General features: G+C 62.9%; 23 protein-coding genes, 1 tRNA gene and 1 pseudogene. 19 read left to right on the forward strand and 6 right to left on the reverse strand.

Annotated features, from left to right (window positions below; translation table 11 throughout):
- The 12 genes and pseudogenes from P5705_RS25440 to P5705_RS25495 all read left to right on the forward strand — a co-directional run.
- The coding region (locus tag P5705_RS25440) for a YceD family protein (RefSeq protein ID WP_277463632.1) at positions 1-210 on the forward strand (210 nt) is incomplete at its 5' end.
- A gap of 13 nt (positions 211-223) precedes the next feature.
- The gene (rpmF, locus tag P5705_RS25445; RefSeq protein WP_134693112.1) at positions 224-406 is read left to right on the forward strand and encodes a 50S ribosomal protein L32; all 183 of its coding nucleotides are present in this window, start codon (positions 224-226) and stop codon (positions 404-406) included.
- A gap of 3 nt (positions 407-409) precedes the next feature.
- On the forward strand, positions 410-1,420 hold the full coding sequence (gene plsX, locus P5705_RS25450) for a phosphate acyltransferase PlsX (protein ID WP_277463633.1): 1,011 nt from the start codon (positions 410-412) through the stop codon (positions 1,418-1,420).
- Positions 1,421-1,635: 215 nt separating this feature from the next.
- Positions 1,636-2,505, forward strand: a pseudogene (gene fabD, locus P5705_RS25455) (ACP S-malonyltransferase); the annotation flags it as partial.
- 28 nt (positions 2,506-2,533) lie between these two features.
- Positions 2,534-3,274: a 3-oxoacyl-ACP reductase FabG gene (gene fabG, locus P5705_RS25460; protein ID WP_277463634.1), complete on the forward strand. Its 741-nt coding sequence runs from the start codon at positions 2,534-2,536 to the stop codon at positions 3,272-3,274.
- Positions 3,275-3,478: 204 nt separating this feature from the next.
- Positions 3,479-3,715, forward strand: coding sequence for an acyl carrier protein (gene acpP / locus P5705_RS25465; RefSeq protein WP_213660158.1), 237 nt, complete (start codon positions 3,479-3,481; stop codon positions 3,713-3,715).
- Positions 3,716-3,868: 153 nt separating this feature from the next.
- Complete coding sequence (fabF, locus tag P5705_RS25470; RefSeq protein ID WP_277463635.1) at positions 3,869-5,113, forward strand: beta-ketoacyl-ACP synthase II; 1,245 nt, start codon at positions 3,869-3,871, stop codon at positions 5,111-5,113.
- On the forward strand, positions 5,113-5,928 hold the full coding sequence (pabC, locus tag P5705_RS25475) for an aminodeoxychorismate lyase (RefSeq protein WP_277463636.1): 816 nt from the start codon (positions 5,113-5,115) through the stop codon (positions 5,926-5,928). The genes fabF and pabC overlap by 1 nt, the downstream gene beginning before the upstream one ends.
- 3 nt (positions 5,929-5,931) lie before the next feature.
- Positions 5,932-7,104 carry an endolytic transglycosylase MltG gene (mltG, locus tag P5705_RS25480; protein WP_277463637.1) on the forward strand — a complete coding sequence of 391 codons (1,173 nt, stop codon included), beginning with the start codon at positions 5,932-5,934 and terminating at the stop codon, positions 7,102-7,104.
- 9 nt (positions 7,105-7,113) lie between these two features.
- Complete coding sequence (gene tmk, locus P5705_RS25485; RefSeq protein WP_252092458.1) at positions 7,114-7,746, forward strand: dTMP kinase; 633 nt, start codon at positions 7,114-7,116, stop codon at positions 7,744-7,746.
- A complete protein-coding gene (locus tag P5705_RS25490) occupies positions 7,739-8,725 on the forward strand; it encodes a DNA polymerase III subunit delta' (RefSeq protein ID WP_277463638.1) in 987 nt (328 codons plus the stop codon). Before tmk ends, P5705_RS25490 begins: the two co-directional genes overlap by 8 nt.
- Before the next feature lie 32 nt (positions 8,726-8,757).
- Complete coding sequence (locus P5705_RS25495; RefSeq protein ID WP_277463639.1) at positions 8,758-9,540, forward strand: TatD family hydrolase; 783 nt, start codon at positions 8,758-8,760, stop codon at positions 9,538-9,540.
- Between the two features lie 337 nt (positions 9,541-9,877).
- On the opposite strand, the gene P5705_RS25500 is transcribed toward P5705_RS25495, so the two are convergent.
- A complete protein-coding gene (locus P5705_RS25500; protein ID WP_277463640.1) occupies positions 9,878-11,011 on the reverse strand; it encodes an aminotransferase class V-fold PLP-dependent enzyme in 1,134 nt (377 codons plus the stop codon).
- Between the two features lie 73 nt (positions 11,012-11,084).
- Here P5705_RS25500 and P5705_RS25505 point away from each other — a divergent pair, with 73 nt between their 5' ends.
- The 5 genes from P5705_RS25505 to P5705_RS25525 all read left to right on the forward strand — a co-directional run bounded on the left by P5705_RS25505 (position 11,085) and on the right by P5705_RS25525 (position 14,839).
- Positions 11,085-11,720 carry a TetR/AcrR family transcriptional regulator gene (locus P5705_RS25505; RefSeq protein WP_213660165.1) on the forward strand — a complete coding sequence of 212 codons (636 nt, stop codon included), beginning with the start codon at positions 11,085-11,087 and terminating at the stop codon, positions 11,718-11,720.
- Between the two features lie 129 nt (positions 11,721-11,849).
- Positions 11,850-12,818 carry a GTP 3',8-cyclase MoaA gene (locus tag P5705_RS25510; RefSeq protein ID WP_277463641.1) on the forward strand — a complete coding sequence of 323 codons (969 nt, stop codon included), beginning with the start codon at positions 11,850-11,852 and terminating at the stop codon, positions 12,816-12,818.
- A gap of 66 nt (positions 12,819-12,884) precedes the next feature.
- Positions 12,885-13,490, forward strand: a complete 606-nt coding sequence (locus tag P5705_RS25515; RefSeq protein ID WP_277463642.1) for a DUF4823 domain-containing protein — start codon at positions 12,885-12,887, stop codon at positions 13,488-13,490.
- Between the two features lie 11 nt (positions 13,491-13,501).
- A complete protein-coding gene (locus P5705_RS25520; RefSeq protein ID WP_277463643.1) occupies positions 13,502-14,062 on the forward strand; it encodes a DUF1285 domain-containing protein in 561 nt (186 codons plus the stop codon).
- A gap of 363 nt (positions 14,063-14,425) precedes the next feature.
- A complete protein-coding gene (locus P5705_RS25525; RefSeq protein WP_277463644.1) occupies positions 14,426-14,839 on the forward strand; it encodes a cupin domain-containing protein in 414 nt (137 codons plus the stop codon).
- A gap of 13 nt (positions 14,840-14,852) precedes the next feature.
- On the opposite strand, the gene P5705_RS25530 is transcribed toward P5705_RS25525, so the two are convergent.
- From P5705_RS25530 to P5705_RS25540, 3 genes are all read right to left on the reverse strand, one after another.
- On the reverse strand, positions 14,853-16,097 hold the full coding sequence (locus tag P5705_RS25530; protein ID WP_277463645.1) for a nucleoside deaminase: 1,245 nt from the start codon (positions 16,095-16,097) through the stop codon (positions 14,853-14,855).
- Positions 16,098-16,224: 127 nt separating this feature from the next.
- A tRNA-Asn gene (locus tag P5705_RS25535) sits at positions 16,225-16,300 on the reverse strand.
- A gap of 61 nt (positions 16,301-16,361) precedes the next feature.
- Positions 16,362-17,558, reverse strand: a complete 1,197-nt coding sequence (locus tag P5705_RS25540) for an amino acid aminotransferase (protein ID WP_011532901.1) — start codon at positions 17,556-17,558, stop codon at positions 16,362-16,364.
- Between the two features lie 290 nt (positions 17,559-17,848).
- Between P5705_RS25540 and uvrB the strand changes: the two genes are divergently transcribed.
- The gene (gene uvrB, locus P5705_RS25545) at positions 17,849-19,864 is read left to right on the forward strand and encodes an excinuclease ABC subunit UvrB (protein WP_277463646.1); all 2,016 of its coding nucleotides are present in this window, start codon (positions 17,849-17,851) and stop codon (positions 19,862-19,864) included.
- A gap of 155 nt (positions 19,865-20,019) precedes the next feature.
- On the opposite strand, the gene P5705_RS25550 is transcribed toward uvrB, so the two are convergent.
- Complete coding sequence (locus P5705_RS25550; protein WP_277463647.1) at positions 20,020-21,570, reverse strand: MDR family MFS transporter; 1,551 nt, start codon at positions 21,568-21,570, stop codon at positions 20,020-20,022.
- On the reverse strand, positions 21,560-22,609 hold the full coding sequence (locus P5705_RS25555) for an HlyD family secretion protein (RefSeq protein WP_277463648.1): 1,050 nt from the start codon (positions 22,607-22,609) through the stop codon (positions 21,560-21,562). The genes P5705_RS25550 and P5705_RS25555 overlap by 11 nt, the downstream gene beginning before the upstream one ends.
- Before the next feature lie 143 nt (positions 22,610-22,752).
- Between P5705_RS25555 and gltX the strand changes: the two genes are divergently transcribed.
- Positions 22,753-24,234 carry a glutamate--tRNA ligase gene (gene gltX, locus P5705_RS25560; RefSeq protein WP_277463649.1) on the forward strand — a complete coding sequence of 494 codons (1,482 nt, stop codon included), beginning with the start codon at positions 22,753-22,755 and terminating at the stop codon, positions 24,232-24,234.
- Positions 24,235-24,570: the final 336 nt, after the last annotated feature.

Here is a 24,570-nt window from a genome sequence, read left to right on the forward strand (position 1 = left end):
GACGTGCTGGAACTGGGCGAAGATCCATTGGATCTGCAGGCGCTGATCGAGGAAGAGCTTTTGCTCGCCTTGCCAATCGTGCCTGCTCACCATCCGGAAGAATGCCAGCAGCCGGCGGGACTCGATGAGCCCGAGCCGAGCAAGGACGAGGTAACGCGGTCCAACCCGTTCAGTGTATTGGCGCAGTTAAAGCGTGACCCAAACGTTTAGGAGTTAATCAATTATGGCTGTTCAGCAGAACAAAAAATCCCGCTCTGCCCGTGACATGCGCCGTTCCCACGACGCCCTGTCGGCAGAGGCCCTGTCGGTAGAAAAGACCACCGGTGAAGTACACCTGCGTCACCACGTTTCGCCAGAAGGCGTATACCGTGGTCGCAAAGTGATCGACAAGGGCGCTGACGAGTAATCCTTGTCCGCTCAGATCATCGCGATCGACGCAATGGGCGGGGACTTCGGTCCCCGCAACATTGTCCAGGCTAGCATTGCCTGCCTTTCGGCTACTCCCTCGCTGCACCTGACCCTCGTCGGTCAACCCTCCCTACTTGAAGATCTCGTCAGCAATCAATCAGTTGCGGATCGCGCGCGCCTGCAAATTGTCGCGGCCAGTGAGGTGATCGGCATGGACGAGCGGCCGTCGCAAGCGTTGCGGGGCAAGCCTGACTCGTCGATGCGCGTCGCCCTCGAACTGGTCCGTGATGGCAAGGCCCAGGCCTGTGTGAGTGCTGGCAATACCGGCGCGCTCATGGCGCTGTCGCGCCTTGTGCTCAAGACCTTGCCGGGTATCGATCGGCCAGCGATGGTCGCGGCCATCCCGACCCAGGCCGGTTACTGCCAGTTGCTTGATCTTGGGGCCAACGTCGATTGCAGTGCGGAAAACCTCTATCAGTTTGCCGTGATGGGCTCGGTGGCCGCCCAGGCCCTGGGTGTTCATCGGCCGCGCGTGGCGCTGCTCAATATCGGCACCGAGGACATCAAGGGCAACCAGCAGGTCAAGCTCGCCGCCAGTCTTTTGCAGAATGCCCGGGGGCTGAACTACATCGGTTTCGTCGAGGGTGACGGTTTGTATCGTGGCGAGGCCGACGTGGTGGTCTGCGATGGCTTCGTCGGCAACATCCTGCTCAAGTCCAGCGAAGGTCTGGCCACCATGATTGGGGCGCGTATCGAAGCGTTGTTCCGGGGCGGTGTGCTGGCGCGCGCCGCGGGCGCCATGGCCATGCCGCTGCTCAGGCGACTGCAGGCCGACCTGGCTCCGGCGCGGCATAATGGCGCAAGCTTCCTCGGGTTGCAGGGGATCGTCATCAAGAGCCATGGTTCGGCGGGTGTTCAAGGCTTGCAGAGTGCCATTCAGCGAGCTTTGATCGAAATCCAGGAGAATCTGCCGCAACGTTTGCACGGGCGGCTCGAAGACCTGCTGCCTTGATGCCTGGGCGGCCTCATCGCGGATGAATCCGCTCCTACGGACTTGTGTAGGAGCGGATTCATCCGCGATGAGGCCGGCAAGACCTTAGGCATATCGCCCATGAAGTGCTTAAATGTGACCGCTTGGTCCGCCGCTCCATCCAAGCATTCAGATTGCGCGCCCGGCCCAAGGCCCGGCGCACCCCATCCGACGACAAGATCATAAGGGCTTGTTCAATGTCTGCATCCCTCGCATTCGTCTTTCCCGGTCAAGGTTCCCAGTCGCTGGGCATGCTCGCCGAGCTCGGCGCTGAAAAGCCGGTAATCGTCGAGACCTTCAAGGAAGCTTCCGAGGCTCTGGGCTATGACCTGTGGAAACTGGTCCAGGAAGGTCCGGAAGAACAACTCAACCAAACCGACAAGACCCAGCCGGCGATCCTCACTGCCTCCATCGCCCTGTGGCGCCTGTGGCTGGAAGAGGGCGGCGCGCAGCCGGCCTTCGTCGCCGGTCACAGCCTGGGTGAATACAGCGCCCTGGTCGCCGCTGGCAGCCTGTCGCTCAAGGATGCCGTTCGCCTGGTCGAGCGTCGTGGCCAGCTGATGCAGGAAGCCGTGCCGGCCGGCCATGGCGCCATGGCCGCCATCCTGGGCCTGGACGACGCTGTCGTGGTCGAGATCTGTGCCAAGGCCGCTGAAGATGAAGTGGTCAGCGCGGTGAACTTCAACTCGCCGGGCCAGGTGGTCATCGCAGGTAACAAGGCTGCGGTGGATCGCGCCATGGAGCTGTGCAAAGAGGCCGGTGCCAAGCGCGCCCTGCCGCTGGCGGTCAGCGTGCCGTCGCACTGCGCCCTGATGAAGCCGGCTGCCGAGCGCTTCGCCGAGTTCGTCAACGCCATTGACTGGAAGGCCCCGCAGATCCCTGTGGTGCAGAACGTTACCGCCGCCATCGCCGCCGACCTCGATGCGCTCAAGCAGGACCTGCTGGCGCAGCTGTACCAGCCGGTACGCTGGGTGGAGTGCGTGCAGACCCTGGCTGGCAACGGTGCGGTCAACCTGGTCGAGTGTGGCCCAGGCAAGGTCCTGGCTGGCCTGAACAAGCGTTGCGCGGCGCTGGCCTGAATCTGGAGACGCTTGCATGAGCCTGCAAGGTAAAGTTGCATTGGTTACCGGCGCCAGCCGTGGCATCGGCCAGGCCATCGCCCTTGAACTCGGCCGCCAGGGCGCGACCGTGATCGGTACCGCCACTTCGGCATCCGGCGCCGAGCGCATCGCCGCCACGCTGAAAGAGCACGGCATCAACGGCACTGGCATGGAGCTGAACGTCACCAGCGCCGAGTCCGTCGACGCAGTGCTGAGCGCCATCGGCGAGCAGTTCGGTGCGCCGGCCATTTTGGTCAACAACGCCGGCATCACCCGCGACAACCTCATGCTGCGCATGAAAGACGACGAATGGTTCGATGTGATCGACACCAACCTCAACAGCCTCTACCGCCTGTCCAAGGGCGTGCTGCGCGGCATGACCAAGGCACGTTGGGGTCGTATCATCAGCATCGGTTCGGTAGTGGGTGCCATGGGTAACGCCGGCCAAGCAAACTATGCCGCCGCCAAGGCCGGCTTGGAAGGCTTCAGCCGCGCCCTGGCCCGTGAAGTGGGGTCGCGCAACATCACCGTCAACTCGGTGACTCCGGGCTTCATCGACACCGACATGACCCGCGAGCTGCCAGAAGCGCAGCGCGAGGCCCTGCAAAAAGAAATTCCGCTGGGCCGTCTGGGCCAGGCCGAGGAAATCGCGAAGGTGGTATCCTTCCTGGCGTCCGAAGGCGCAGCCTACGTCACCGGCGCAACCGTGCCGGTGAATGGCGGGATGTACATGTAATATCCGCAACTCAATGTGACGGATTGCTTCAAAAAAGAGTCATACTCGAAGCCTAAAATCCGTTATAAAGCTGCAACCAGATTCCGGACGGCGGGCCGGGCGACCTGGCAGAAGGCGCGTCAAGCTTGAAAAGCAGGCGTCTTCCTATAAACTTGGTCACCGGCCAGCTGCCTGACATATGTCCATTAGGAGTGAAAACTAGGTATGAGCACCATCGAAGAACGCGTCAAGAAAATCGTCGCCGAGCAACTGGGCGTCAAGGAAGAGGAAGTCAAGAACGAATCTTCCTTCGTCGATGACCTGGGTGCCGACTCGCTTGACACCGTTGAGCTGGTGATGGCTCTGGAAGAGGAATTCGAGACCGAAATCCCTGACGAAGAAGCCGAGAAGATCACTACCGTTCAAGCCGCTATCGACTACGTCAACAGCCACCAGGGCTAAGACGCTGTAGTCGACGCATCTTGTCGAGAAAAACCGCACTGCCTTTGCCGGCGTGCGGTTTTTTCTTTGCGAGACTCGGGGTTTGCTGCCATTCCATTCGCCATGGCAAGTGCACTGGCAAGAGACTCTGTTATTTGAAAAGAGGAGAGTACTGTGTCGCGTAGACGCGTCGTGGTCACCGGTATGGGTATGCTGTCGCCACTGGGTACCGATGTACCAAGCACCTGGCAAGGCATTCTGGCTGGCCGCAGTGGCATCGGTCCGATCGAGCATACGGACTTGTCTGCCTACTCCACCCGTTTTGGCGGCTCGGTGAAAGGCTTCGAGGTCGAGCAGTACCTGTCGGCCAAAGAGGCCCGCAAGCTCGATCTGTTCATTCAGTACGGCCTGGCGGCCGGTTTCCAGGCGGTGCGCAATGCCGGCCTGGAAGTCACCGACGCCAACCGCGAGCGCATCGGCGTGGCCATGGGCTCGGGGATCGGCGGCCTGACGAACATCGAGGAGACCAGCCGTACCCTGCATGAGCAAGGCCCGCGGCGCATCTCGCCGTTCTTCGTGCCGGGTTCGATCATCAACATGATTTCCGGTTTCCTGTCGATCCACCTGGGGTTGCAGGGGCCGAACTACGCCATTGCCACCGCCTGCACCACTGGCACCCATTGCATCGGCATGGCCGCGCGCAACATCGCCTACGGTGAAGCGGACGTGATGATCGCCGGTGGCGCCGAGATGGCCGCTTGCGGCCTCGGCATGGGCGGTTTCGGGGCGTCGCGCGCGCTGTCGACCCGCAATGACGAACCGACCCGCGCCAGCCGTCCATGGGACAAGGGTCGTGATGGTTTCGTGCTGTCCGACGGTGCCGGTGCCCTGGTGCTCGAAGAGCTGGAGCACGCCAAGGCTCGTGGCGCGACCATCTATGCGGAACTGGTCGGTTTCGGCATGAGCGGTGACGCGTACCACATGACCTCGCCACCCGACTCCGGCGAAGGCGCTGCCCGCTGCATGGCCAACGCCTTGCGCGATGCCGGTATCAAGCCGGAGGAGGTCAGCTACATCAACGCCCACGGCACTTCGACGCCTGCGGGCGATGTGGCCGAAGTGGCGGCGATCAAGCGTGTGTTCGGCGAGCATGCCTACAAGCTGGCGGTCAGTTCGACCAAGTCGATGACTGGCCACCTGCTCGGTGCCGCCGGTGCGGTGGAGGCGATCTTCAGCGTGCTGGCGATCAACAGCCAGATGGCGCCGCCCACCATCAACCTGGATGAACCGGACGAAGGTTGTGACCTGGACTTCGTACCACACCAGGCGCGCAGCATGCCGATCGATGTGGTGCTGTCCAACTCCTTCGGCTTTGGCGGAACCAACGGTTCGCTGGTGTTCCGCCGGTTCGCCGACTGATGCACTGCTGGATCGACGGCCAGCCAGCGACTGCGGTCAACCTGCAGAACCGTGGGCTGGCCTACGGCGATGGCCTGTTCGAGACCATCGCCGTGCGCGGCGGCAGGCCCAGCCTGCTGGCGCAACACCTCGATCGCCTGGCGTTGGGTTGCCAGCGTCTGGTGATTGACGTGGACCTGGCCGTGGTGCGTGACGAGCTGGTGCGGTACGCCAGTCAGCTGGGGGAGGGGGTGAGCAAACTCATTCTTACCCGCGGCGATAGCCAGCGCGGCTATGCGCCGGCGGCCGGTTCTCCTGCCCGGCGCTTGCTTCAGTGCAGTCCTTTACCTGCTTATCCCCAAGGCAACGCCGACTCCGGTATTCGCCTGTTCCCCTGCCAGACCCGTCTTGCGGAACAACCGCTGCTGGCCGGCCTCAAACACCTCAATCGCCTCGAACAGGTCCTGGCCCGCGCCGAATGGCAGGACAGCACCTACGCCGAGGGGTTGATGCGCGATGTTCAGGGGCGGCTGGTCGAAGGCGTGTACAGCAACCTGTTCCTGGTGCGCGATGGCGTGCTGCTGACCGCCGATCTCAGTCGTTGCGGCGTGGCCGGGGTGATGCGTGCCGTGTTGCTGGAGCAGGCTGTGCGGCTGGGTATCCCGGCAGTCGTATGCGACCTGGCACTGGAAGACCTGCAGCAGGCCGATGAAGTGTTTGTCTGCAATAGTGTCTACGGTATCTGGCCGGTGCGTGAATTCGCTGCACTGAACTGGCCGGCGGGGCCGCTCACCCGTAAACTGCAGGCCGTTGCCCGTACGTTACTGGATACCTGATTAGTGAGACGCAAATTCCTGCTGCTGCTGGAGATGAGCCTGATCCTTGCCGGCCTGGCCTTTGGCTGGGCTGCCTGGAAGGTTGGCTCGGTGCTGGAGCAGCCCCTGCAAGTGGAGCAGGAACGCCTGCTCGAAGTGCCCAGTGGCACAACGCCCAATCGCATGTTCTATCGCATGCAGTCCGAAGGCCTGCTCGACGACGCGGTGTGGCTGCGCCTGTACTGGCGCTTCAATATGGGCGGCACGGCGCTGCACACGGGTGAATACCGGTTGAACCCCGGCATGACGGTGGGGCAGTTGTTCGATGCCTGGCAGCGTGGCGATGTGGTGCAGTACAACCTGACCCTGGTCGAAGGCTGGACCTTCCGCCAGGTGCGCGCCGCAGTGGCCAGGCATGAAAAGATCAAGCACACCCTCGATGGCCTGTCCGATTCGGAGGTGATGGACAAGCTGGGTCACACGGGGGTGTTCCCCGAAGGCCGGTTCTTCCCCGACACCTACCGCTTCGTTCGCGGCATGAGCGATGTCGAGCTGCTGCAGCAGGCTTACATGCGCCTGGATGAAGTGCTGGCCAGGGAGTGGGCCGAGCGCACCACCGACCTGCCATACCGTGACCCCTACCAGGCGTTGATCATGGCCTCGCTGGTGGAGAAAGAGACCGGTATTCCCCAGGAACGCGGGCAGATTGCCGGCGTGTTCGTGCGCCGCATGCGCCTGGGCATGATGCTGCAGACCGACCCGACGGTGATCTACGGCATGGGCGAGCGCTACAACGGCAAGATCACCCGTGCCGACCTGCGCGAGCCGACCCCCTACAACACCTACACCATGACCGGCCTGCCACCGACGCCGATCGCCATGGTCGGCCGCGAGGCGATCCATGCCGCGCTGAACCCGAGCGACGGCAGCAGTCTGTATTTCGTCGCACGTGGCGACGGCAGTCATGTGTTCTCCGATGACCTGGACGACCACAATAGCGCGGTGCGCGAGTTCCAGCTCAAGCGCCGCGCGGATTACCGTTCCAGCCCGGCGCCGCAAGGCCAGCCGCCTGCAAGCGAGTCGATGGCGCCCGGCGATGCCGAGCCAGGGGGCGTGGAGCCGGCGCCTGCGGGCGAGTCCGCAGCCCCCGCCGATCAATCCGTGCCGGCCGATGCGCCAGCACCCGAGAAACAGTAAGGAACGCCTGTGAGCGGTTTGTTTATCACCCTGGAAGGCCCCGAAGGCGCGGGCAAGAGCACCAATCGCGAATACCTGGCGGCGCGCCTGCGTGAGCAAGGTGTCGACGTGGTCATGACCCGCGAGCCCGGGGGCACGCCACTGGCCGAGCGTATCCGCGAACTGCTGCTGGCACCCAGTGAAGAAACCATGGCGGTCGACACCGAACTGCTGCTGATGTTCGCGGCCCGCGCCCAGCACCTGGCGCAGGTCATCCGCCCGGCCCTGGCACGTGGCGCGGTGGTGCTGTGCGACCGCTTCACCGATGCCACCTACGCTTACCAGGGCGGAGGGCGTGGCCTGCCGGTGGAGCGCATCGCCATCCTCGAATCCTTTGTCCAGGGCGAGTTGCGCCCGGACCTGACCCTGGTGTTCGACCTGCCGGTGGAAGTTGGACTGGCCCGTGCCGCCGCCCGCGGTCGTCTCGATCGCTTCGAACAGGAGGGCCAGGCCTTCTTCGAAGCGGTGCGCCAGGCCTACCTGCAACGTGCCGGCCAACAACCGCAACGCTACAGCCTGCTGGACGCCGCGCAGCCGCTGGAGGCCGTCCAGCGCGCCATCGACGCGCTGCTGCCAGGCATCCTGGAGCGCTGCCGTGGCTGAAGCCTACCCCTGGCAGCAGGCGCTCTGGCAGCAGTTGGCCGGCCGTGCCCAGCACGCCCACGCCTACTTGCTGCATGGGCCCCAGGGCATCGGCAAGCGCGCACTCGCTGAACGGCTGATGGCACGCCTGTTGTGCCAGCAGCCACAAGGGCTGGATGCCTGCGGGCAGTGCAAGGCGTGCCTGTTGCTCAAGGCAGGCAGCCACCCGGACAATTTCGTGCTGGAGCCCGAAGAAGCCGATAAGCCGATCAAGATCGACCAGGTGCGCGAACTTGTATCGTTCGTGGTGCAGACCGCCCAGCAGGGTGGGCGCAAGGTGGTGCTGATCGAGCCGGTCGAGGCGATGAACATCAATGCTTCCAACGCCTTGCTCAAGAGCCTGGAAGAGCCTTCCGGGGATACTGTGCTGCTGCTGGTCAGCCATCAGCCCAGCCGGTTGCTGCCGACCATCAAGAGCCGTTGCCAACAGGTCGCCTGCCCCCAGCCCAGCCTGGCCCAGAGCCGCGCCTGGCTGGCCGGCGCCTTGGCCGACAGCAGTGAGGAGGAGCGTGAGGAACTGCTCACCCTTGCCGCAGGTTCGCCGCTGATGGCCGTCAGCTTGCAGGCGCAAGGCGTGCGTGAACAGCGCGTGCTGGTCACCGATGGGGTGAAGAAGCTGCTCAAGCAGCAGCAGTCGCCCAGCCAGTTGGCCGAGGTCTGGAACGCTGTGCCCTTGCTGCTGCTGTTCGATTGGTTCTGCGACTGGTCGCACCTGATCCTGCGCTACCAATTGACCCAGGACGAAGAAGGGTTAGGCTTGGCTGACATGCGCAAGGTGCTGCAATACCTGGCGCAAAAGAGTCGCCAGGCCAAGGTGCTGGAGATCCAGGCATGGATTCTCGAGCAGCGCCAGAAGGTACTGGGCAAGGCCAACCTCAACCGTGTGCTGCTGCTCGAAGCCTTGCTCGCCCGCTGGGTGCAGCTGCCGGGCATGCGCTGATTCCAACGTTCAATTCATATGTGCCTGTTCCCATGCTCGTAGATTCCCATTGCCACCTCGACCGTCTTGACCTGAGCGCCCACCAGGGCTCCCTCGATGCCGCCCTGCAGGCGGCTCGCGCGCGCGGGGTGGGGCATTTCCTGTGCATCGGCGTGAGCGCCGAGAACGCCGGTGCGGTGAAGGCGCTCAGCGAGCGCTACGCCGACGTGGATTGTTCGGTGGGCGTGCATCCGCTCGACCTGGCACCGGGCGAGACGCCGGCCTTGGAGTGGTTGTTGCGCGAACTTGCCCACCCGCATGTGGTGGCCATTGGCGAGACTGGGCTGGATTATCACTACGAGCCGGAGGCCGCGGAACTTCAGCAAGCTTCGTTCCGCCTGCACCTGGAGGCCTCGCGCCAGACCGGCAAGCCGGTGATCGTGCACACCCGTGCGGCGCGTGCCGACACCCTGGCGCTGCTGCGCGAGGCGAACCTGCCCCAGGCCGGGGTGCTGCACTGTTTCACCGAGGATTGGGACATGGCCAAGGCGGCGCTGGACCTGGGCTACTACATCTCGCTGTCGGGTATCGTCACCTTCCGCAATGCCGATGCGCTGCGTGATGTGGCCAGACAGGTACCGGTCGATCGCCTGCTGGTGGAGACCGACTCGCCGTACCTGGCGCCGATACCGCACCGTGGCAAGCCGAACCTGCCGCAGTACGTGCGGGAAGTGGCCGAGTATGTGGCGTCGTTGCGTGGGGTGAGTTACGCACAGCTGGCCGAGCAGACCACCGGTAACTTCAAGCGCCTGTTCCCGTTGGCTCGAGTGGCCTGAGGTGGGGTGCTTGTGCATGGCTCGAAGCGGGTGTTGGTGTTGAGATCGAGCGCCGCCTGCGCGGCGCATCGCGGATGAATCCGCTCCTACANAACTATCGGCAAGCACCTGCGCCCTCGACCCGGGCAAAAAAAACCCGGGTTCTGGGGGGGGAATCCGGGTTAAGACCATTAGGAGTAAAACAAAGGCACACGGTCCCTGGGCACCTTTATCGGCGCGCCACTTGGGGGGATGCGCCGCGCCAACACTTCAAGTATTGGTCAGGATTGGCGCCCTGCCAGCGTATGCTGATCGTTTTTTAAACAGATTTGGAATACGTCTTGATTCCATAGCGCATTCATTGCATTGCAATGTGGCGGACCTGGCGCAGTGCTTCGTTGATTAGGCGTTGATCGGTATAGAAGTGTGGGGAAAAACGCACTCCCGGGCCGCGTACCGCACAGATCACTCCATCGGCGCTGAGCGTTCGATAAATGTCGGCATTGGCGTGACCCTCCAGGCTGAACGTGACGATGCCCGCCCGTCGCCCGGGATCATTCGGGCTGTGCAGGCGCGCGCCGGGCAGGGCGGCCAACCCCTCGTGCAATTGCTCCACCCGCAGCGCCAACTGTTCGGCGACCACGGTCATGCCCACATCCTCCAGCAGCGACAGACTGGCTTCCAGTGCGCAGGCGCCCAGCATGTTCGGGCTGCCGGGTTCGAAGCGCCTGGCGCTGCGTGCCGGCTGCCAGTCGCGGCGCTCGAAATCGCCCAGGTGTTCGAGCATGTGCCAGCCATAGGCGTTCAGCTTGAGCTGCTTGCGCAGTTCTCCTCGGCAGTAGAACACCGCCAGGCCCTCTGGGCCGAGCATCCACTTGTGGCCATCGGCCATGGCGAAGTCGCACTGGTAGCGCTGCACATCGAAGGGCAGGGCGCCGATGTGCTGGATCGCATCTACGCAGAACAGCACGCCGCGGCTGCGACAACCTTCACCAAGGCGCGTCAGGTCCAGCCGCAGGCCGCTGCCGAACTGCACGGCACTGATCGCCAGCAAGCGTGCGCGGGGGTCGCAGGCGTTCAGCAACGCAGCCTCAGGGGCTTCACCGGCCAGGCTTACCTCCAGCACTTCGACGCCGCGCTCGGCCAGGGCCTGCCAGATCACGCGGTTGGAGGGGAATTCCTCGTCACTGATGATCACCTGGTCACCGGGCTGCCAATCCAGGCCGAAAGCGACCAGTGAAAGGGCCTGGGAGGTGTTGCCCACCAGGGCGATGTCACCGGTGGTCGGGGCGTTGAGCAGGCGTGCCAGGCGCTCGCGCAAGCGCCGCTCGGTGGCGAGCCAGGCCGGATATTCGCGGGCTCCCAGGCGCACGTTGTCGCGGGCGAAGCGTGCGACGGCCTCGCTGGCCCGGCGCGGCCACGGGGCGATGGCGGCGTGGTTCAGGTAACACAGGCCCGGTGCCTGGTCGAACTCATCAAGAAACATAGACATGGTTGGAAGATCCGTGCAATTTGCCGCCACTTAGGCATAATAAACCGCTTCGATTGTCATCCCAGTCCTTCCTATGCAGAAAGAACCTCGTAAGGTCCGTGAGTTTCGTCGTCGTGAGCAAGAGATCCTCGACACCGCGCTCAAGCTGTTTCTCGAACAGGGTGAAGACAGTGTCACCGTCGAGATGATCGCCGACGCCGTAGGCATCGGCAAAGGCACGATCTACAAGCACTTCAAGTCCAAGGCGGAGATCTACCTGCGCCTGATGCTCGACTATGAGCGCGATCTGAACGAGCTGTTGCATTCGGCAGACGTCGACCGCGACAAGGAAGCCCTGTCGCGCGCCTACTTCGAGTTCCGCATGCGCGATCCGCAGCGTTACCGGTTGTTCGACCGCCTGGAAGAGAAAGTGGTCAAGGGCAACCAGGTGCCAGAAATGGTCGAGCAGTTGCACAGCATCCGCGCCTCCAACTTCGACCGCCTCACGCAGTTGATCAAGGGCCGGATCAGCGAAGGCAAGCTCGAGGACGTGCCGCCGTACTTCCACTACTGCGCTGCCTGGGCCCTGGTCCATGGCGCAGTGGCGCTGTACCACTCGCCGTTCTGGAGCAACGTACTTGAGGATCAGGAAGGCTTCTTCCAGTTCCTGATGGATATCGGCGTGCGCATGGGCAACAAGCGCAAGCGCGATCCTGAATCCGCGAGCTAAAGCCTCTCCTCGGATGCCCACTGTTCCTCGGTGGGCGTCATCTCTTCAAGGCTTCGCCTGGAAAGCTTGCAAAAACCTGATTTTTGAGTCAGGTTTTGCCCGCCAGAATCTTCCATGCCGGAGTCATCCATGATCGTCGATCGTCAAGGCAGGCGCTTTCGCAACCTGCGCGTCAGCCTGACTGCTGCCTGCAACTATGCCTGCACCTATTGCGTGCCGGATGGCAAGCGCCTGGTAGCGGCGCAGGATGAGCTCACGGCGGACGCGTTGGCCCGGGGCGTGGCTTACCTGGTCGAAGCCGCCGGTATCGAGCGTTTGCGCATCACCGGCGGCGAGCCACTGATCAGCCCGCGGCTGGAGGCGTTCCTCAAGGCTGTGGCCGGTCTGGGCCTGGACGACATCAGCCTCACCACCAATGGCCAGTTGCTCTTGCGCAAGCTGCCCTTGCTGCGCGACGCCGGAATTCGCCGGCTCAATGTTTCCCTCGATACCCTCGACCCGGGTGCTTTTCGCAGTATTGCCCGTGGTGGCGACCTGGCCAGCGTGCTGGCTGGCATGGAGCAGGCCAGCGCCGCAGGCATGGCGATCAAGGTCAACATGGTGCCCATGCGCGGGCAGAATCTTGACCAGGTGTTACCGTTGCTCGACTACTGCCTCGAGCGTGGCTACGAGCTGCGTTTCATCGAGCTGATGCGCATGGGGCACCTGGCACGCGACGCTAATGCCTTCCTGCAGCAGTTCGTGGGCCTTGAGCAATTGCTGGGGTTGATCGGGCAATCCCACCGCTACGAGCAGGCACCCCGGCCAGTCGATGCGACGGCATTGCGATATCACATTCCCGGCAAAGGGCATTTCGGGGCGATTGCCAACGAGAGCGTGCCGTTCTGTCGTGCCTGCTCGCGCCTGCGCCTGTCGTCCACCGGTTGGTTGCATGGCTGCCTGTCGTCGAGTAACCGTCACTTTGTCGGCGACCTGCTCGACAAGCCCCGTCATCAGGCGCTGCCAGCCTTGCAGCGCTTGCTGGTCAGGGCCCTGGCGGACAAGCAGGACGTGGCGTTTTCCGGCGATGTGATGGTGATGAAGGTGATTGGTGGCTGACTCTGGCGCAGATTCTGCATCTGGCGGCTATTCGCCGGTTTTTCGTCACCGGTCTCTGGAGGAAAGATGCGTAGCCTGGTCTTGCTGCTGGCGCTGATGGCGTTGGGTGGCTGCATGAATGTCAGTGATATGGGCGAGGGTGTGCGGTATCACATGAGTGACGCCGGCCTGCTGGATCACAGCGACACCACCCGGACCTTGTCGATTCGCCTGCAGCCCGATTCGTTCATCTTCATCGGCCAGGGCGCATTCGTGCCGCCGGGCAAGGGGCCGCTGCCACGCCAGAATGTGGTAGCCGAGGAAGCATTCAAGAGCTTTGTCGAGTATTTCCCGCTGGTGCGCCGTGCCCAGGCGCCGTTGGGCCTGGAAGATGCGATCGCCGAGGCTCGCTCGGTGGGCGCCGACTATGTGCTCTACACCCGCTTTGCGCGTACCGACGACCGGATCGGCAATGGCGACGAGTGGTATGACGAGCAGGCCGTCGATCGCCTTGGCTGGGACAATGGTGTGGTGCAGATGATGCTCATCGAGACCAGCACCCGTTATTTGATCGATACCGCCCGCATCAAGAGCCGTGGCGGTTTGTTGACGTTCCACGACCATACGCCGCAGGATTTGCTTGCGGCGCCGATGCGCGAGTACGCTCGTAGTCTCCTGGGCATGAGCCGCTGAGCGAGAGTGAAATGACCGATTCCGGCAAGGCCAGCGACCTGTTGGCGCAGATCCCCGCGCACAAGGGCTTGCCCCCAGTGCATCTGTGGAACCCGGATTTCTGTGGCGACATCGACATGCGCATTGCCCGCGATGGCACCTGGTTTTACCTGGGCACGCCGATCGGGCGCAAGCCGATGGTGCGGTTGTTCTCCACCATCATTCGCCGGGATGGGGATGACTATTTCCTGGTCACGCCGGTGGAGAAGGTCGGGATTCGTGTCGATGACGCGCCGTTTGTTGCCGTGCTTCTGGATGTGCAGGGCAGTGGGGAGCAGCAGGTGCTGCGGTTTACCAGTAATGTCGATGATCAGGTCGAGGCTGGCCCGGACAATCCGCTGCGCGTTGAACTCGATCCTGTCACCCTTGAGCCTTCCCCCTACGTGCTGATGCGCACCAACCTCGAAGCGCTGATTCACCGCAATGTGTTCTACCAGTTGGTGGAGATAGCGGTGCCGCGGGTGATCGATGGGGAAGAGTGGCTTGGGGTATGGAGCCGGGGTGAGTTCTATCCGATTGGGCGCAGTGCCTGATACTTGTTTCTCGGGTCGGCTCTGGTTCAAAGCCTATATCCATTTGCGATAGTGATGCGAAATCGCTTTTGCGCTCTTGCGGGCAGGCCTTTCAAGGTGTTCGACGCCGGAGTTGCAATACCCATGAGATCGAGCGCCGCACGGGCGGCGCATCGCGGATGAATCCGCTCCTACATCTTTTGCAACGTGGCCATGACAGATAGGCCATGGTTTTCGGCCGCCGCCGCCCACCAGGCTCAAGTCATGCGCAAAGGCTGGTGCGGCACGTGTATCGGCCTCCCGCTTTTTCCCCAAATTGGCCATTTGTCCCTCGCTTCACTGCGCTTAACCTGCTGGCACGCACACACCACAGGAGAAGCCCTCATGCGATCTATCCACCTCCCCGTTGCCCTGCTGGCGCTAGGCTTGCTGGCATCGATTGCGCCCACCTGGGCCCATGGCGACAAACCTGACCAGGTCAAGATCCTCCAGGAACAACTGCCCACCAACACTCCAGGCAAGAAAGCCGTGATGCTGACGGTCAGCTACGCCCCCGGCCAGGCATCGCCCGCCCATCAGCATCCTGGGGCGGTCATGGCCTATGTTCTGGAAGGGGCAGTGACATCAAAGCTCAACGACGAGCCGGAGAAAACCTACAAGGCCGGAGAGTTCTGGTACGAAGCACCCGGCACCGTGCACAGCGTTTCACGCAACGCCAGCAAGACCCAGCCAGCCAAGCTGCTGGTGTGGAGCCTGGTGGACGAGGGGCGGCCAGTGACCGAGCCCCTGTCCCGTTAAGCGATCGCAGGCGTTACAGCGCCTGCTTGGCGGCGTTGATCAGGCCCTGGTCCAGCACCTGGCTGGGGGCTACCTGCACACTCTGGGTGTAGAAGGGTGGCAGCTTCTGCGCCAGTTGCGCCACGGCCTGCGAGGTGACGCCGTCATGCAGCAGTACATATTGCAGATTGGACGGGAACGACTGGGGCACCGGCCCCTCCATGGTCGAACCATAGGCGCCGAAGGTCATCACCGCCTCGCTGGTGCAGGGGTCCGGGATATACAGGAACACGAAGGTGCCGTATTTGGGGTGGGTCAGATACTGCTCTGCCTCGGCGCGCACCTGCGGATCATTGTCGTTCATCAGGGTCCAGCGCATCAGGGCGTATTGACGTGTTGTCTCCATGAACGCCGTACGGATCGGTGACTGGTCCTCCTGGCCACCCAGGCAGGCCAGCAAGTTGCCGAATGGGTCGAGCAATGCCACTGCGTTGGTTCTGTCGGATGCCGCGGCGGTCTCGGTCAGCGGCTTGGCCAGTTCCACACCGGGCATGCGTGGGTTGTCGCTTTTCACGGTCAGCGCCCATTTGCTGAGCTTGGTCAGTGCCTGACGGACCGCGCTGCTGGCAGGCAGTGTCGCCGGGTTCTTCAGCTCGGAAGGCGGTAGGCCGCTGTTGTTGCTGGCCACGCGCACCGTATTGACGCTGGCGTCGAAGATCGATCCGGTCAGGCTGAACACCCGGGCGTCGACTTTCTGATTCGCGTAGACGGGGCCTTGCGAGCCCTGATAAGGGCGGTTGATGGGGGCATCCACCGCGTAGTATCCCCAGGTCGCTTGCGCCTTTTGTCGCAAGGCGGGTGGGAAGGTGGGGAAGTTGAACTGGCTGTTGTAGTTGACCCCGGCATAGGTGTCGATGGCGCTGACAGCCACATTGAAGCCAGCGGTCAGCAGCGAGCCTGCGCACATCGCGCAGGGGTCCAGTGTGGTCACCACGGTCAGCTGGTTGGGCTCGGGCAGCTTCAGTTCGTGCCGGTTGTCGTAATACCACTGCACCAGTTGCCGTTCGCCGTGGGCCGTCGGGTCGTGGGGCAGGAAGGGTGGTTGCGCATTGCTGCCGGGGTAGGGCTGCAACACATTGTTGTGCATGCTCACCAATACTTTGCCGGTGGCGTTCTCGATGATGCAGCCGCCTACTGCGAACGTGCCCTGCTGGGCGGCCAGGATGGCCTGGTCGGCAACACGTTCCACAGCTTCCTGAGCATTGCGTGTGCTATCCATGATGACTCCCTGTCGATGCTGCGCCGGATGCGCACGCTGACGATAGTCCAGGGGAGGGGGAACACAAGAAGGCGGGGCACAAAAGAAAAAACCTCCAGTGCTTGTGCAACTGGAGGTTTTCAGTGTTTGGCTCCGCGACCTGGACTCGAACCAGGGACCCAATGATTAACAGTCATTTGCTCTACCGACTGAGCTATCGCGGAATCTTTGCACATCTTACCGATTACCCAGGGGAAGTCAAGCTTCCCTTGGACAATCAAGCAGTTACAGCACTTCGACGATGGCCTTGGTGACCACGTGGATGTTGCTCTGGTTCAGCGCGGCGACCGCGATGCGGCCGGTGTCCAGTGCGTAGATGCCGAACTCGCTTTTCAGGCGGGTCACTTGCTCCACGGTCAGGCCCGAGTAGGAGAACATGCCGCACTGGCGGCCGACGAAGCTGAAGTCACGGTTGGCGCCGTATTCGGCCAGCAGCTGGACCATCTGCTTGCGCATGCCGTGGATGCGCTCGCGCATTTCGGCCAGCTCGGTTTCCCACATCTGGCACAGCTCGGGGCTGTTGAGCACGGCGGCGACGATGCTGGCGCCGTGGGTCGGTGGGTTGGAGTAGGTGGTGCGGATCACGCGCTTGACCTGCGACAGCACGCGGGTGCTTTCGTCTTTCGAGCCGGTGACGATCGACAGGGCGCCGACGCGTTCGCCGTACAGCGAGAACGATTTGGAGAACGAGCTGGAGACGAAGAACTCCAGGCCCGATTCGGCGAACAGGCGCACGGCGAAGGCGTCTTCGGCAATGCCGGCGCCAAAGCCCTGGTAGGCCATGTCGAGGAAGGGCACGTGGCCTTTGGCCTTGACCACTTCCAGCACGTTCTTCCAGTCGTCCAGCGACAGGTCGACGCCCGTCGGGTTGTGGCAGCAGGCGTGCAGGACGATGATCGAGCCGGATGGCAGCTTGTTCAGGTCTTCGAGCATGCCGGCGCGGTTGACGTCGTGGCTGGCCGCGTCGTAGTAACGGTAGGTCTGTACCGGGAACCCGGCGGTTTCGAACAGGGCGCGGTGGTTTTCCCAGCTCGGGTCACTGATGGCGACCACGGCGCCTGGCTGCAGGCGCTTGAGGAAGTCGGCACCGATCTTCAGAGCGCCGGTACCGCCGACAGCCTGCACGGTGACCACGCGGCCTTCGGCCAGCAGCGGCGACGCTTTACCGAAGATCAGCTTCTGCACAGCCTGGTCGTACTGGGCGATGCCATCGATCGGCAGGTAGCCGCGGGAAGCGTGCTGGGCGGCACGGGCGGTTTCGGCTTCGATCACCGCGCGCAGCAGCGGAATACGGCCTTCCTCATTGCAGTAGACGCCTACGCCCAGGTTGACTTTGTCAGTGCGTGGGTCGGCGTTGAATGCTTCGTTGAGGCCCAGGATGGGGTCGCGGGGTGCCAGCTCGACTGCGGAAAACAGGCTCATTGTTACCTTGGCTCTGAATAGGAGAGTGATAGGGGTCGCCACGCTCCAGCCGAATGCACTGAAGCGGTGCACAAACGGGGAGTCAGTATAGTGATACTGGTCGGTCACTGCGACAGTCTGGCGCAGCTTTTACGGTTGTTTGCGCAAATATTTTTCGACCATTGGTCGAATTGCCCGGTCCATTGTCATGAGCGCTCACAGGTCGGGCTTGAATGCCGCGCCCGCACGCCGCATTTGGGTATAGACTACTGGCTAAATTTACAGTTGCCGCGACATCCACGAGGTCCGTCATGTCCGAGTTCCAGCTCGTCACCCGATTCCAGCCGGCCGGCGACCAGCCTGAAGCCATCCGCCAGATGGTCGAGGGTATCGACGCCGGCCTGTCGCACCAGACCCTGCTCGGGGTGACAGGCTCGGGCAAGACATTCAGCATCGCCAATGTCATCCAGCAGGTGCAGCGCCCAACGATGGTGCTGGCCCCCAACAAGACGCTGGCCGCCCAGCTGTATGGCGAGTTCAAGGCGTTCTTCCCGAACAATGCGGTCGAGTACTTCGTTTCGTACTACGACTACTATCAGCCCGAAGCCTACGTGCCGTCGTCGGACACCTTCATCGAGAAGGACGCCTCGATCAACGACCACATCGAGCAGATGCGCCTGTCGGCGACCAAGGCATTGCTCGAGCGGCGCGACGCGATCATCGTCACCACCGTTTCGTGCATCTATGGCCTCGGTAGCCCCGAGACGTACCTGAAGATGGTCCTGCACGTCGACCGTGGCGACAAGCTCGACCAGCGCGCGCTGCTTCGCCGCCTCACAGACCTGCAGTACACCCGCAACGAGATGGACTTCGCCCGCGCCACCTTCCGTGTGCGTGGTGATGTGATCGACGTCTTTCCGGCCGAATCGGACTTGGAGGCCATTCGCATCGAGCTGTTCGACGACGAGGTGGAGAACATTGCCGCTTTCGACCCGCTCACCGGTGAGGTGATCCGCAAGCTGCCGCGTTTCACCTTCTATCCGAAGAGCCACTATGTGACCCCGAGGGAAACCCTGGTCGAGGCGGTGGAGGGGATCAAGGAGGAGCTCAAGGAGCGTCTCGAGTATCTGAACACGCACAACAAGCTGGTGGAGGCGCAGCGCCTGGAGCAGCGCACCCGTTTCGACCTGGAGATGATCCTCGAGCTGGGCTACTGCAACGGCATCGAGAACTACTCGCGCTATCTCTCCGGGCGCCCGGCCGGCGCGCCGCCGCCCACGCTCTACGACTACCTGCCCGATGACGCGCTGCTGGTGATCGACGAGTCCCATGTCAGCGTTCCGCAAGTCGGCGCCATGTACAAGGGCGACCGTTCACGCAAGGAAACGCTGGTTGAATACGGTTTCCGCTTGCCGTCGGCACTGGACAACCGTCCCATGCGTTTCGATGAATGGGAGGCGGTCAGCCCGCAGACCATTTTCGTTTCCGCCACGCCAGGCCCTTATGAGGCCGAGCATGCTGGCCGTGTGGTCGAGCAGGTAGTGCGTCCCACTGGCCTGGTCGACCCGCAGGTCGAGGTGCGCCCGGCGCTCACCCAGGTCGACGACCTGCTATCGGAGATCGGCAAGCGCGTCGCCCAGGGCGAGCGGGTGCTGGCCACCACGCTGACGAAGCGCATGGCCGAGGACCTCACCGACTACCTGGCCGACCACGATGTGCGGGTGCGTTACCTGCACTCGGACATCGACACCGTCGAGCGGGTGGAGATCATCCGCGACCTGCGCCTGGGCACTTTCGACGTGCTGGTGGGGATCAACCTGCTGCGCGAGGGCCTGGATATGCCCGAAGTGTCGCTGGTCGCCATCCTCGACGCCGACAAGGAAGGCTTCCTGCGCTCCGAGCGCTCGCTGATCCAGACCATCGGCCGCGCCGCGCGCAACCTCAACGGCAAGGCGATCCTCTATGCCGACAACATCACCGGCTCCATGCAGCGCGCCATCGACGAGACCGAGCGGCGGCGCGAGAAGCAGATCGCGTTCAACGCGGCCAACGGTATCGTGCCCAAGGGCGTGGTCAAGGACATCACCGACATCATGGAAGGCGCCACCGTGCCGGGTGCGCGCAGCAAGAAGCGCAAGGGCATGGCCAAGGCGGCGGAGGAGGCCGGGCGCTACGAGGTCGAGCTGCAGACGCCGGCGCAGATCACCAAGCGCATCAAGCTACTGGAAGAGAAAATGTTCCAGTTCGCCCGCGACCTGGAGTTCGAGGCCGCGGCGCAGTTGCGCGACGAGATCGGGCAGTTGCGCGAGCGCCTGATTACCAGCTGATCCATCCCGGGTTCGCCAACCGTACCCATTGAGTTGGCGCCAACTCTGTAGGAGCGGCTTTAGCCGCGATCACCCGCAAAGCGGGTGCCAGGTACCGCGTTCCTGCATCGCGGCTGAAGCCGCTCCTACAGCGAACCACCAAGGCAGCTTGCAAGCTAATGTGCTTCCCCTGCCTTCAGCCCCTGCGGCAACTTCCTGGTCAGCAATACCGCCAGCATGCTCACCGCCAAACCGATCCCGACAAAGTGGAAGGCATCGTTGTAGGCCATGATCAACGCTTGCTGATGGGTGATCTCGCTCAGCTTGCCCAGCGCCGCCGAGTCATTTCCCAACCGCTCGCTCAACTGCGCCAACCGCTCTGCTACCTGCGGATTACTCGGCACCACCGCCTCGCGCAGGTAGTCGAAGTACACCTTGGTCCGTGCATCCAGCAACGTCGCCAGCAGCGCGATGCCGATGGCACCACCGAGGTTGCGCAGGATATTGAACAAGCTCGATGCCGACCCCGCGTCCTGCGGTTGTATGAAGGCCGTGGCGATCAGCGAGATGGTCACCATGATCATGGGCTGGCCGATGGCGCGGATCACCTGGATCTGGTTGAACTGTGGCCCGGCGAAATCCGGGTTGAGCACCCCCGAGCTGAAACTGGCCAGGCCGAACAGGCAGAAGCCCAGGGCGCACAGTACTTTGGGCGGGATCACTTTCATCAGCAGCGGTACCAGCGGGATCAGGAACAGCTGCGGCACCCCCATCCACATGATCACCTCGCCAATCTGCAGGGCGTTGTAGCCCTGGATCTGCGCCAGGTACAGCGGTAGCAGGTAGATCGAGCCGTACAACCCGACCCCCATGCCCAGGCTGGCGATGCTCGACAGGCCGAAGTTTCGGTTACCGAGAATACGCAAGTTGATCAGCGGGTGAGGGCGGGAGAGCTGCAGGATCACGAACAGGATCAGGCTGAGCAGGGCGGTGGTGCCCAGCCCCACGATCAGGCTCGATTCGAGCCAGTCCTTGCGATGGCCTTCCTCCAGGAAGACCTGAAGGCAGCCCAAGCCAACGCCAAGGCTGACGATGCCGGCGTAATCGGTGCTTTTCAGCAACTCCCAGTGGGCCTCTTTCTTTTCCAACCCGTAGAGCAGGCCGGCGATCATCACCAGCCCGGGGGGGATGTTGATGTAGAAAATGTACTCCCAACCCCAGTTCTCGGTCAGCCAGCCGCCCAGGGTCGGGCCGATGGAGGGCGCGAAGGTGGCCGTCATGGCGAACATGGCCATGCCCTTGGCGCGATGGTGTTCAGGCAGCTTGATCAAGGTCAGGGTAAAGGCCAGAGGAATCAGCGCGCCACCGGTGAACCCCTGCAGGGCGCGAAACACGATCATGCTCTCCAGGTTCCAGGCCATCGAACACAGCAGCGACGACAGCAGGAAGCCCAGCGAAACCCATACCGCCAGGCGTCGGGCCGAAAGCAGCTGCACCAGCCAGGCGGTCAGCGGGATCATGATGATCTCCGCCACCAGGTAGGAGGTGGAGATCCACGAGCCTTCCTCCAGGGTCGCCGACAGCGCGCCCTGGATGTCCTTGAGCGAGGAGTTGGTGATCTGGATGTCCAGCACTGCCATGAAGGCGCCGAGCATCACGCTCATTACCGCGATCCAGTCGCGCCGAGTCGGCTCGGCGGTGGGGCGCAGGAGCTGGTCACCGGCCATCCGCATCCCCATCGCGCAGGTCGACCGTTGCAGTGACCGACATGCCCGGGCGGATTCGGCCATGCAGTGGATTGTCGGCGGCGAAGGTCAGCTTGACCGGGATTCGCTGCACTACCTTGGTGAAATTGCCGGTGGCGTTGTCCGGGGGCAGCAGGCTGAACTGTGCGCCGGAGGCGGCGAAAAGGCTGTTCACACGGCCTTCGATCGGTGTGTCGGGGTAGCTGTCGAACACCAGCTCGGCGCGCTGGCCGGGGTGCATCCTGCCGATCTGGGTTTCCTTGAAGTTGGCCTGTACCCAGATGGCCTCGTCGGGGACGAGCGACAACAGGTAGGCACCGGCCTGCACCACTTGGCCATTGCGCGCACTGCGCTGGCCGATGGTGCCGCTGATCGGCGCGTGGATCTCGCAGCGGGTCAGGTTCAATTCGGCCTGGGCCAGGTCGGCGCGGGCGTTGGCTATCTGTGCGTCCAGGCGCTTGAGTTCAGCGGTCAGGGCGTCGACCTGCTGGCGTTGGCCCTTGAGGTCAGCCTGGGCCTTGTCGACCTGGGAACGGGCGACATGGCTGTCTGCCGACAGGGTGGTGACCCGCTCTTCCGAGATGAAGCCGGGCTTGCGCAGGGCCTGGGCGCGGTTGAGGTCGAGCTGCGAGCGGTCGAGGGTGGCTTGGCTGGCGGCGACCTGGGCCTGACCAGCGGCGATCAGGCTGCCTTGCTGGGTCAGGCGGCTCTGCGCCTGCACCCGTTCGGCCTCGCGGGTGGCCAGGGCGGCACGGGCGCGCTCGATAGCCAGCTCGAAATCGGCGGTTTCCAGGCGCACCAGCAGGTCACCCTTGCTGACGTGCTGGTTGTCTTCCACTCGGACCTCATCGATACGCGCCCCCAGCTGGCTGGAAATACGCGTGATCTCGCCCTGCACATAGGCGTTGTCGGTGCTTTCGTAGAAGCGCCCCTTGAAGTACCAGTGGGCAAGGAAGCCAAGGCCGACGAGCAGTACCAGGGTGATGAAGATCAGCAGGCGACGTTTGAGTTGGGCGGGCATGGGGACCAGGGTTCCAGAAATGTAAGCAAATTTAACAGCGGTGGCCGGCGCCGTCACAAGTGACGATAGCGCCATTGCTGGAGCCCGGTGCCCGCTCCCTGCTAACATCCAGCCTTTGTTTCAATCTTCGTTCGAGACTCCCAATGACCACCGTTCGCACGCGTATCGCGCCATCGCCCACTGGCGACCCCCATGTCGGCACCGCCTACATCGCCCTGTTCAACTACTGCTTTGCCAAGCAGCACGGCGGTGAGTTCATCCTGCGGATCGAAGACACCGACCAGTTGCGCTCCACCCGCGAGTCGGAGCAACAGATCTTCGACGCCCTGCGCTGGCTCGGCATCGAGTGGAACGAAGGCCCGGACGTCGGCGGCCCGCACGGCCCGTACCGGCAGAGCGAGCGTGGCGAGATCTACGCCAAGTACGCCAAGGAACTGGTCGACGCCGGCCATGCCTTCTACTGCTTCTGCACCGCCGAAGAGCTGGAGCAGATGCGCGCCGAACAGATGGCCCGTGGCGAAACCCCGCGCTATGACGGTCGCGCCCTGCTGCTGAGCGACGAGGAAGTGCAGCGTCGCCTGGCCGCCGGCGAGCCCCATGTGATCCGCATGAAGGTACCGAGCGAAGGTATCTGCGTGGTGCCGGACATGCTCCGTGGCGATGTCGAGATCCCATGGGACCGCATGGACATGCAGGTGCTGATGAAGAACGACGGCCTGCCGACGTACTTTCTGGCCAACGTGGTCGACGACCACCTGATGGGCATCACCCACGTGCTGCGTGGCGAAGAGTGGCTGCCGTCCGCACCCAAGCTGATCAAGCTGTACGAGTACTTCGGTTGGGAGCAGCCCAAGCTGTGCTACATGCCGCTGCTGCGCAACCCCGACAAGAGCAAGCTGTCGAAGCGCAAGAACCCGACTTCGGTGACCTTCTACGAGCGCATGGGCTTCATGCCCGAAGCCATGCTCAACTACCTCGGCCGCATGGGCTGGTCGATGCCGGACGAGCGCGAGAAGTTCTCGCTGGCGGAAATGGTCGAGCACTTCGACCTGTCGCGCATTTCGCTCGGTGGCCCGATCTTCGACATCGAGAAGCTCTCCTGGCTGAACGGCCAGTGGCTGCGTGAACTGCCGGTGGAAGAATTCGCCGCGCGCGTGCAGAAGTGGGCCTTCAACAGCGACTACATGATGAAGATCGCCCCGCACGTACAGGGCCGGGTCGAGACCTTCAGCCAGATCGCGCCGCTGGGAGGCTTCTTCTTCGAAGGCGCGCTCAAGCTCGATGCAAAACTGTTCGAGAGCAAGAAACTGTCGGCCGACCAGGTACGCCAGGTGATGCAACTGATCCTGTGGAAGCTGGAAAGCCTGCGCCAGTGGGAAAAGGACCGTATCACCGGCTGCATCCAGGCCGTGGTCGAGTCGCTGGAGCTCAAGTTGCGTGATGCCATGCCGCTGATGTTCGCCGCCATCACTGGCCAGGCCAGCTCGGTGTCGGTGCTCGACGCCATGGAAATCCTCGGCCCGGACCTGACCCGCTTCCGCCTGCGCCAGGCCATCGACCTGCTCGGTGGTGTGTCGAAGAAAGAAAACAAGGAATGGGAAAAGCTGCTGGCGTCCATCGCCTGAGGCAATGCTGTTTGCCATTCTGTAGGAGCGGATTTATCCGCGAAGCAGGCGAGGCGGTGGATGGCACCGGCTTCGCCGGTGTTCGCGGCTTAAGCCGCTCCTACACGATTGCGCGAAGTGATCCAGAAGGGCAGGGCGGTAAGTGATTGTTATCTGTGAAAAAAATTTTGAATATTTTCAAAAATTCGTTTGACAGTCCTGCAATCCGATCTTAATATGCGCCCCGTCCACAGCGATGAACGAAAACGAAACGCAAGGCACCCAGCCAGCGCTTCGGTTCAAAGCGACATTGTGGGGCTATAGCTCAGCTGGGAGAGCGCCTGCATGGCATGCAGG

The organism is Pseudomonas entomophila, assembly GCF_029478665.1.
Classification (GTDB): domain Bacteria; phylum Pseudomonadota; class Gammaproteobacteria; order Pseudomonadales; family Pseudomonadaceae; genus Aquipseudomonas; species Aquipseudomonas entomophila_F.